Origin of the sequence: Mycobacterium sp., from assembly GCF_035653355.1 — a bacterium.
Lineage (GTDB): Bacteria > Actinomycetota > Actinomycetes > Mycobacteriales > Mycobacteriaceae > Mycobacterium.
In genome coordinates this window covers 1-9,725 of record NZ_DASRBZ010000491.1, presented here as the reverse complement: position 1 = coordinate 9,725, position 9,725 = coordinate 1, and the positions used below count along the sequence as shown (strand labels likewise).

Below are 9,725 nucleotides of genomic sequence, written 5' to 3'. Positions count from 1 at the left end.
CAAAGAGGGTGACCTGGACGTGCTGGCCCGCGACCGGGTGCTTTCCGCCCGCGGGCTGGACACGCTGCTCACCGAGCTGGAAAAGCAGCAGGCGCTGATGGCCGAGATCGCCGACGACGCCGAGCGTGACCGCGCGATCCGCCGCTACGGCCAACTCGAGGAGAAGTTCGCCGCGCTGGGCGGGTACGGCGCAGAAAGCGAAGCCGGCCGAATCTGCGCAAACCTCGGCTTGCCCGAACGCGTGTTGACCCAGCCGCTGCGCACGCTGTCCGGCGGTCAACGTCGGCGAGTAGAACTGGCCCGCATCCTGTTCGCCGCGTCCGACAACGGGTCGGCCACCACCTTGCTGCTCGATGAGCCGACCAACCATCTCGACGCTGATTCGTTGGGCTGGCTCCGGGATTTCCTGCGCACACACACCGGCGGGCTGGTGGTGATCAGCCACAACGTCGACCTGCTGGCCGATGTCGTCAACCGGGTGTGGTTTCTCGACGCGGTGCGCGGCGAGGTCGACGTCTACAACATGGGTTGGCAGAAATACCTCGACGCCCGCGCCACCGACGAGCAGCGTCGGCGGCGCGAACGAGCCAACGCCGAACGCAAAGCCGCTGCCCTGCGCGCCCAAGCCGCCAAGCTAGGCGCCAAAGCCACCAAAGCCGTTGCAGCGCAGAACATGCTGCGGCGCGCCGATCGGATGATCGCTGCGCTCGACGAAGAGCGGGTCGCCGACAAGGTGGCCCGGATCAAGTTCCCGACCCCGGCAGCATGCGGGCGCACTCCCTTGGTGGCCACCGGCTTGACCAAGACGTATGGATCGCTGGAAGTGTTCACCGGCGTCGACCTGGCCATCGACCGCGGCTCGCGGGTTGTGGTGCTCGGGCTTAACGGCGCCGGTAAGACAACGCTGCTGCGGCTGTTGGCCGGAGTGGAGAAACCTGACGCCGGCACGCTGCAACCCGGGCATGGCTTGAAAATCGGCTATTTCGCGCAGGAGCACGACACGCTCGACGACGCGGCCACGGTGTGGCAGAACATCGTTCATGCCGCACCGGATTCCGGCGAGCAGGATTTGCGTGGCCTGCTCGGGGCGTTCATGTTCAGCGGCCCGCAGCTCGAGCAGCCGGCCAGCACGTTGTCCGGTGGGGAAAAGACCCGGTTAGCGCTCGCGGGGCTAGTGGCGTCAACCGCAAACGTATTGCTGCTGGACGAACCAACCAACAACCTCGACCCCGCGTCGCGGGAGCAGGTGCTCGACGCGCTACGCAGCTACACCGGCGCGGTGGTGCTGGTGACACATGACCCGGGAGCGGCCGAGGCGCTGGACCCGCAACGGGTTGTGCTCCTACCCGATGGCACCGAGGACTATTGGTCCGACGAGTATCGGGATCTCATCGAATTGGCTTGAGCTGCAGCAGGCGTTTTCGGCCAAAACTGCCGCGCCGCCGACGGTTGCTTCCTACGCTATGCGTAATCCGGGGTTACCGCGAGGAGGCGTTGATGAGGAAAACGAAGAAGACACGCGATCAGCTGGTGGCCGAGTTGCGCAATGCTTACGAGGGCGGAGCCAGCATCCGGAAACTCGTGGCTTCCACCGGCAGATCGTACGGGTCCATCCACAGCATGCTGCGCGAATCGGGTACCACCATGCGCAGCCGCGGCGGCCCCAATCACCGCACCAGGGCCCGGTAACGCTCGCCCCATTCGGCGAGCGTGCGTGTTTGTACCCGACACACCGTGTTTGGGCGGCATTCTGCGCACCCTGGCGCGGCGGCAACCTACCCCTGGCTAGCCCTGGCGCACCGAGCCTTCGACCAGGTCCAGGACAGCGGTCAGCCGCTGCGGGTTGTCACCGGCAGCCAGCCGCGCCACCAACCCATCGAGAACCAGGTCCAGGTAGCACTGCAGCACATCGCTGGGTACGTCGTCGCGCACGCGACCCGCCTGCTTTTGTCGGCGCAACCGGTCAGTTGTCGCCGCCGCCAATTCCGCTGAGCGTTCTCGCCATCCGCGACTGAAGGCCGGGTCGTTGCGTAGCTTGCGGGCGATCTCCAACCGCGTGGCAAGCCAGTCGAACTCCTCGGGAGCGGCAAGCATCTCGCGCATCACCTGGATCAGCCCCTCACGAGAGGCGACTGCCGCCATCCGTTCGGCATCCTCGCGGGCCAACTCGAAGAACAGTGTGTCCTTGTCACGGAAGTGGTGGAAGATGGCGCCACGCGACAATCCGATCGCCTGCTCCAGCCGCCGTACGGTCGCCTTGTCGTAACCGTATTCGGCGAAACAGCGGCGAGCACCGTCGAGGATTTGACGGCGGCGGGCCGCCAGGTGGTCCGCGCTGACCTTTGGCACGGATGCACCCGGGCTAGCTGGACTTCAGCATGTTGCGCAGCACAAAGTGCAAGATCCCGCCGTTGCGGTAGTAGTCCGCCTCGCCCGGGGTGTCGATGCGCACCACCGCGTCAAATTCGACCGCCTTGCCGTCCGCCTTGCTGGCTTTGACGTGCACCGTCTTCGGGGTCTTGCCGTCGTTGATCGCTTCGATACCGGTGATGTCGAACACCTCGGTGCCCTCCAGACCCAGCGACTGGGCGGACTTGCCTTCCGGGAATTGGAGCGGAATCACACCCATGCCGATCAGGTTGGAGCGGTGGATGCGTTCGAACGACTCGGCGATGACACCCCGAACTCCCAGCAGCGCAGTTCCCTTGGCCGCCCAGTCCCGCGACGATCCGGAGCCATACTCCTTGCCGCCCAGCACTACCAGCGGAATCCCTTGGGCCGCATAGCTTTGCGCCGCATCGTAGATGAAAGCCTGCGGGCCGTCATCCTGAGTGAAGTCGCGAGTGTAGCCGCCGGCCACGTCGTCCAGGAGCAGGTTGCGCAACCGGATGTTGGCGAACGTGCCGCGGATCATCACCTCGTGATTGCCGCGACGTGACCCGTAGGAGTTGTAGTCCCTGCGCTGCACCCCATGGTCGTCGAGGTATTGCGCCGCAGGTGTGCCAGGCTTGATGCTGCCCGCCGGCGAAATGTGGTCGGTGGTCACCGAATCGCCCAGCAGCGCCAGCACCCGAGCACCGGTGATGTCACTCACCGGCTGCGGCTCGGCGGCCATCCCGTCGAAGTACGGCGGCTTGCGCACATACGTGGAATCCGGGTCCCATTCAAAGGTGTTGCCGCTCGGAGTCGGCAGATTGCGCCACCGCTCATCGCCTTTGAACACGTCGGCGTAGTTCTTGACGAACATCTCTTGGTTGATCGCCGAGGCTATGGTGTCGGAGACATCTTTTTGCGACGGCCAGATGTCGCGCAGGAAGACGTCGTTGCCGTCTTTGTCGCGGCCCAGCGGCTCGGACTCGAAGTCGAAGTCCATGGTGCCGGCCAGCGCATAGGCGATCACCAGCGGCGGTGAGGCCAGGTAGTTCATCTTCACGTCGGGGTTGATGCGGCCCTCGAAATTGCGGTTGCCCGACAGCACTGCGGCGACCGACAGGTCGTTGTCGTTTACTGCCTTGGAGATTTCCTCAGGTAGTGGCCCGGAGTTGCCGATGCAGGTCGTGCAGCCGTACCCGACGAGATAGAAGCCGAGTTTCTCCAGATAGGGCCAGAGCCCGGCGTTCTCGTAGTAGTCGCTGACCACCTGCGAGCCCGGGGCCATCGACGTCTTGACCCATGGCTTAGACGTCAGGCCCTTTTCGACGGCGTTACGGGCCAGCAGCGCTGCGCCCAGCATCACCTCGGGGTTGGAGGTGTTGGTGCACGACGTGACCGCGGCGATCACCACCGCCCCGTGGTCGAGCACAAACTCGCCCAGTTCGTTTGACTTGACTCGCACCGGATTGCTCACGCGGCCTTTGGCGCTCGCCGCAGCCGAGTGCACCGGCGCGCCGTTGCCGTCGTTGGACGACAGCGACGCCGGGTCGCTGGCGGGGAACGTCTCGTCGACCGCCTCGTCGAGCTTCGAATACTCCGTCTTGTCCGGGTCGTCGCCGACGTAGCTCGTAATCTGCTCGCGGAACGTGCGTTTCGCGTCAGCCAGTGCAATTCGGTCCTGGGGACGCTTCGGCCCGGCGATCGAGGGGACGACGTCGGAAAGGTTGAGCTCGAGGTATTCGGAGTACTGCGGCTCGTGGGCGGGGTCGTGCCACATGCCCTGTTCCTTGGCGTAGGCCTCCACCAGCGCCAGCTGCTCCTCTTTGCGCCCGGTGAACCTCAGGTAGTCGATTGTTTCCTGATCGATCGGAAAAATCGCTGCGGTGGAACCGAATTCGGGGCTCATGTTGCCCAGCGTGGCGCGGTTGGCCAGCGGCACCTCGGCCACTCCTTCGCCGTAGAACTCGACGAACTTGCCGACCACGCCGTGTTTGCGCAGCATTTCGGTCACGGTGAGCACCACGTCGGTGGCGGTGACGCCCGGCTGTATTTCACCGGTCAGCTTGAAGCCGACCACCCGCGGGATCAGCATCGACACCGGCTGACCAAGCATCGCGGCCTCGGCCTCGATGCCGCCTACACCCCAGCCCAACACGCCGAGCCCGTTGACCATCGTGGTGTGCGAGTCGGTGCCCACGCAGGTGTCCGGGTACGCCACGCCGTCGCGCTCCATCACAACGCGCGCCAGATATTCGATGTTTACCTGGTGCACGATGCCGGTGCCCGGCGGCACCACCTTGAAGTCGCGGAAAGCGCCCTGGCCCCAACGCAAAAACTGGTAACGCTCGCCGTTGCGCTGGTATTCGAGCTCCACATTGCGCTCGAATGCGTCGGCGCGGCCGAAGAGGTCGGCGATCACCGAGTGGTCGATCACTAGATCGGCCGGCGCCAGCGGATTGACCCGCTCCGGATCGCCGCCGAGCTCCGCGATCGCCTCGCGCATGGTCGCGAGGTCGACGATGCAGGGCACCCCGGTGAAGTCCTGCATCACCACTCGTGCAGGCGTGTATTGGATTTCGACGCTCGGTTCGGCGTTGAAATCCCAGTGTGCGATCGCTTCGATGTGGTCCTTGGTGATGTTGCGGCCGTCCTCGTTGCGGAGCAGGTTTTCGGCGAGGACTTTGAGGCTGTAGGGGAGCTTCTCGGTGCCGGGCGCCGCGTCGAGGCGGTAGATCTGGTAACTGTTGTCCCCGACTTTGAGGGTGTCGCGGGCTCCGAACGAATTCACCGACTCTGTCGTCACATCAACTCCCGAGATTTAGTTCTCGACCGCCGACGGGCCGTGCCGGCGATCCAGTGCCACTTTAACAGTACGCTTGTCCTGCAATCCGCTGCGGTCGCGCGCCAGGACGTGGTCCAGTCTTCTCCCCGCGTGCAGGCGCTGTCACGGTCCGTGCCTCCTGACCGCTCGGCTAGGCGACTCGGGGCGCGGCGCGCATCGTCGTGCGCTGGAGTTTGATTGCGCTCCTCCTCCTCCTCCTCCTCCTCCTCCTCCTCCTCGGGCGATGCGCGGCCCGCATCGTCGTCCGCGCGGAAGCGTCGCGTACCGTCTGCACCGTGACCACGCTGCATGCGCCGCTATATATCCCGGGTGAAATCTGCAGCGCCGTCGGCGCGGACCCGTCCAGCCCGCCCGACCAGTGCCTGGCACTGGTCAAAGCGGCGGTCGACGCCGACGGCATCAGCGCGCCGCCCCCCGATGTTCCTGGCTTGCGCCAGGTGGTCAACCAAGCCAGCAAGGACGGCATCGACCTCAAGATCGTGGTGCTCGATAAAAACCCTCCGACGGACACGCCATTGCGGGACGTCGCCACCGTGATCGGCAGCAGCCACCCGGACGCCACCGTGCTCGTGCTCAGCCCGTCGCACGTCGGCAGTTACAGCACGCACTTTCCGCGGGCCACGCTGGAGATCGGCGAAGACAACGCCAAAACCGGCAATCCGGTGCAATCGGCGCAGAAGTTCCTTCACGAATTGAGCACTCCGCAATTCCCGTGGACAGCGTTCACCATCCTGGTGGTGCTCGGCGTGCTCGCGGCCGCCGTCGGCACTCGAATCCTGCAAGTGCGAGCCAAGCGATCCCTGACCGCACACGACGACAACACGGTCGCCGACGACGCCGGCGTAGGCGGCTGACCGGCTTCGTTTCGGCCCATTCCGAGCCGCGTTGGAGTTGCGGCGAATTCATTAAGTCACCATTCGGTCACAAGTAATCAAACTACAGCGCTGTAGTTTGTTACTAAAGTTTCCATAGGGTCCTATGTGACTTATGGTTCAAACGGTGCCTTTGTTCTGAATCGTGCCCGCAGTGATTACTGGGGCTGGCGTCGTCCGTCCGCGTTGAGCCATAGGAGACCAGAGTCGAATGAGACGCATCTGCCGCGGCTCTTCTTTCCGGCTGACGGTCTGGGGTGCTCGGCCTGCTGCCGCGGCGGTGTTGAGCGTGGTGCTGCTGCTGGTGGGAACGCCTGGATTAGGGGTCGCTGATCCCGGCGGCACCGATTCACTGGCCGCACTGATCGCTGATGTCGCCAAGGCCACCCAACGCCTGGATGATCTGCGCGCGGCCATCCAGAGCGAGCAGGAAAGCGTCAACAAAGCCTTGGTCGACGTGCAGACCGCGCGCGACAACGCCGCGGCCGCGCAACACGACGTCGAGGTCAGCCAGCAAGCGGTCAAGGACGCCGACGCCGCAATTGCCGCCGCCCAACGACGCTTCGACACCTTCGCGGCGGCTACCTACGTCAACGGTCCGTCGAGCAGCTATCTCACCGCGGCCAACCCCGACGACATCATCGCCACCGCGACCGCCAGCCGGACCCTGACCGCCAGCTCCCGGCAGGTGATGGTGAATCTGCAGCGGGCCCGCACTGAGCAGGTGAACAAGGAGTCGGCAGCACGGCTTGCCAAGCAGAAGGCCGACCGGGCTGCCGCCGACGCGCAGTCCAGCCAGGATGCAGCGGTGGCAGCACTCACCGACGCCCAACGCAAGTTCAGCGAACAGCAGTCGGAGGCCAATCGTCTAGCGGCGGAGCGCAACGCGGCCCAGGCCAAACTCGACGCGGCCCGCAACTGGTCGGCATCCGCCGGCGGCGCCCCGGCAGGCGCCCGCTCCGGTGATCGGTGGGATACCGGGGCGCCGGGCGCGGCCCGGCGGGGGAGCGATCTCAAGCAGTGGGCCGGCGAGTGGGATCCCACCTTGCCGATGGTGCCCAGCGCCAACGTCCCAGGTGACCCGATCGCGATCATCAACACGGTCCTGGGGATTTCGGCGACGTCGTCGCAGGTCACCGCCAACATGGGCCGCGGCTTTCTGCAGAAGCTGGGCATCCTCAAGCCCAACGACACCGGGATCACCAACGGCCGGATCCCGCGGGTGTACGGCCGGCAGGCCTCCGAATACGTCATCCGCCGCGGGCTCTCGCAACTGGGTGTGCCGTATTCGTGGGGCGGTGGCAACGCCGCCGGCCCCAGCCGGGGCATCGGTTCGGGATCCGACACCGTCGGTTTCGACTGCTCGGGCCTAATCCTGTACTCGTTCGCCGGGGTCGGCATCAAGCTGCCGCACTACTCGGGTTCGCAATACAACCTGGGCCGCAAGATCCCCTCAGCGGAGATGCGCCGCGGCGACGTGATCTTCTACGGCCCGGGCGGCAGCCAGCACGTCACGCTCTACCTCGGCGACGGACAGATGCTCGAGGCGCCTGACGTCGGATTGAAGGTGCGGGTCGCACCGGTGCGAACCAGCGGCATGACCCCCTACGTGGTCCGCTACATCGAGTGGTGACATGCGAACCATGAAGCACTGCAAGGGTTTTCGTCGCATCATGATGGCCTGGCCGCTGCTGGCGGTGATCGGGCTGCTGATCGGTTTGGCGAGCCCGGCCATGGCCGACGATCCGCAGTGGGACCCGACGCTGCCTAAGGTGCCCAGCGCAGGCGCGCCGGGCGATCCGCTGGCGATCGCCAACGCCTCGATGGCGGCCACCGCCCAGGCCACCCAGTCCACGCTCGATCTGGGCCGCAAGTTCCTCGGCAGCCTCGGAATCGGCGGCGGCGGGGGCGGCGGGGGTGGCGGCAATAACACCAGCCCGAGCAGAATTCCCAGGGTGTACGGGCGCCAGGCCGTCGAGTACGTGATCCGCCGCGGCGGATCGCAGATGGGTGTGCCGTATTCATGGGGCGGCGGCACACCCGAGGGCCCGAGTCGGGGTGTGGAAGACGGCGCCGACACAGTGGGCTTCGACTGCTCGGGGTTGACCCGATACGCGTTCGCCGGGGTCGGTGTGCTGATCCCGAGGTTTTCCGGTGACCAGTACAACGCTGGGCGGCACGTCCCGCCGTCGCAGGCCAAGCGGGGCGACTTGATCTTCTACGGTCCCGGCGGAAGCCAGCACGTCACGCTGTATCTGGGAAACGGTCAGATGCTGGAGGCGTCGAGCATCGTCGGCAAAGTGACCGTCAGCCCGGTGCGCACCGAAGGGATGACGCCGTACGTCACCCGGATCATCGAGTACTGACACGCGTGGGAGGTGCCCGGCGATCGGGGCTCCACGGGCGCCACGTCGACGGAATCCCGGACGCCTGGAATAGTTGACAAGGGCACACTGCCGTCCTCAGTCGTTTTGGCGGTCGTGTCTCACCAAGCCATGGAGATTGAGCCGTGAAGGAAAGCCGATGACATCACCAGGTGGGCCGCCCCAGGGCGCCAGCGGTTACTCCGGGCCGGGCGGCCCCCCGACATCCCCGGCGCACGCTGCGCCGGGCGGCGGCGGCAACGGGCTGGCTGCCGAGGTGCACACCCTTGAGCGCGTCATCTTCGAGGTCAAGCGGATCATCGTCGGCCAGGATCAACTGGTCGAGCGGATGCTCGTGGGTCTGCTGTCCAAAGGCCATGTGTTGCTCGAAGGTGTCCCCGGCGTGGCCAAGACCCTTGCGGTCGAGACCTTCGCCCGGGTGGTCGGCGGGACGTTCGCGCGCATCCAGTTCACCCCCGACCTGGTGCCCACCGACATCATCGGTACCCGCATCTACCGGCAGGGCAAAGAGGAGTTTGACACCGAACTGGGCCCGGTGGTGGTCAACTTCCTGCTCGCCGACGAAATCAACCGCGCCCCGGCCAAAGTGCAGTCGGCGCTGCTGGAGGTCATGCAGGAACGCCACGTGTCCATCGGCGGCAAGACCTTCCCGATGCCCAACCCGTTCCTGGTGATGGCGACCCAGAACCCGATCGAGCACGAAGGTGTCTACCCGCTGCCAGAAGCCCAGCGTGACCGTTTCCTGTTCAAGATCAACGTCGGCTACCCGTCGCCGGAAGAAGAGCGCGAGATCATCTACCGGATGGGTGTCACCCCCCCGACACCCAAGCAGGTGCTGCAGACCGGTGACCTGTTGCGGCTGCAGGACATCGCGGCCAACAACTTCGTCCACCACGCGCTGGTCGACTACGTGGTCCGCGTGGTCACCGCCACCCGCCACCCCGAGCAGCTCGGCATGAACGACGTCAAGAGCTGGGTAGCGTTCGGCGCCTCGCCGCGCGCCTCGCTGGGCATCATCGCTGCTGCCCGCTCGCTGGCGCTGGTGCGGGGCCGCGACTACGTGATCCCGCAAGACGTCATCGAAGTCATTCCCGACGTGCTGCGGCACCGCCTGGTGCTCACCTATGATGCGCTCGCCGATGAAATCTCACCGGAGATCGTCATCAACAGGGTCCTGCAGACGGTTGCCTTGCCGCAGGTGAATGCTGTTCCACAGCAAGGACATTCGGTGCCGCCGGTGATGCAGACAGCGGC

General features: G+C 65.6%; 8 protein-coding genes. 6 read left to right on the top strand and 2 right to left on the bottom strand.

Translation table 11 applies throughout. From position 1 onward, the window contains the following. Both VFA16_RS16960 and VFA16_RS16955 read left to right on the top strand, forming a co-directional pair. A partial coding sequence (locus VFA16_RS16960; RefSeq protein WP_324968934.1) for an ABC-F family ATP-binding cassette domain-containing protein occupies nt 1-1,405 on the top strand: 1,405 nt, incomplete at its 5' end. Nucleotides 1,406-1,497: 92 nt separating this feature from the next. Then, complete coding sequence (locus tag VFA16_RS16955) at nt 1,498-1,689, top strand: helix-turn-helix domain-containing protein (protein ID WP_324968933.1); 192 nt, start codon at nt 1,498-1,500, stop codon at nt 1,687-1,689. A 96-nt stretch (nt 1,690-1,785) separates the two neighbouring features. On the opposite strand, the gene VFA16_RS16950 is transcribed toward VFA16_RS16955, so the two are convergent. Both VFA16_RS16950 and acnA read right to left on the bottom strand, forming a co-directional pair. After that, entirely contained in the window at nt 1,786-2,349 is a 564-nt protein-coding gene (locus VFA16_RS16950) for a helix-turn-helix domain-containing protein (RefSeq protein ID WP_324968932.1), read from the bottom strand. A gap of 13 nt (nt 2,350-2,362) precedes the next feature. Continuing rightward, complete coding sequence (acnA, locus tag VFA16_RS16945; RefSeq protein ID WP_324968931.1) at nt 2,363-5,176, bottom strand: aconitate hydratase AcnA; 2,814 nt, start codon at nt 5,174-5,176, stop codon at nt 2,363-2,365. A 353-nt stretch (nt 5,177-5,529) separates the two neighbouring features. Here acnA and VFA16_RS16940 point away from each other — a divergent pair, with 353 nt between their 5' ends. The 4 genes from VFA16_RS16940 to VFA16_RS16925 form a co-directional block, all read left to right on the top strand. Then, nucleotides 5,530-6,069: a DUF6676 family protein gene (locus tag VFA16_RS16940; protein WP_324968936.1), complete on the top strand. Its 540-nt coding sequence runs from the start codon at nt 5,530-5,532 to the stop codon at nt 6,067-6,069. 229 nt (nt 6,070-6,298) lie between these two features. After that, on the top strand, nt 6,299-7,720 hold the full coding sequence (gene ripA, locus VFA16_RS16935; protein ID WP_324968930.1) for an NlpC/P60 family peptidoglycan endopeptidase RipA: 1,422 nt from the start codon (nt 6,299-6,301) through the stop codon (nt 7,718-7,720). 10 nt (nt 7,721-7,730) lie between these two features. After that, a complete protein-coding gene (gene ripB / locus VFA16_RS16930; RefSeq protein WP_324968935.1) occupies nt 7,731-8,453 on the top strand; it encodes an NlpC/P60 family peptidoglycan endopeptidase RipB in 723 nt (240 codons plus the stop codon). A gap of 157 nt (nt 8,454-8,610) precedes the next feature. Then, nucleotides 8,611-9,725 (top strand): MoxR family ATPase (locus tag VFA16_RS16925; protein ID WP_324968929.1); only part of this gene is annotated, 1,115 nt, incomplete at its 3' end.

Bases quoted from the DNA above. Each gene is read 5' to 3' on its own strand.
- VFA16_RS16955 (WP_324968933.1), top strand. From the start codon at position 1,498: ATGAGGAAAACGAAGAAGACACGCGATCAGCTGGTGGCCGAGTTGCGC.
- ripA (WP_324968930.1), top strand. From the start codon at position 6,299: ATGAGACGCATCTGCCGCGGCTCTTCTTTCCGGCTGACGGTCTGGGGT.
- ripB (WP_324968935.1), top strand. From the start codon at position 7,731: ATGAAGCACTGCAAGGGTTTTCGTCGCATCATGATGGCCTGGCCGCTG.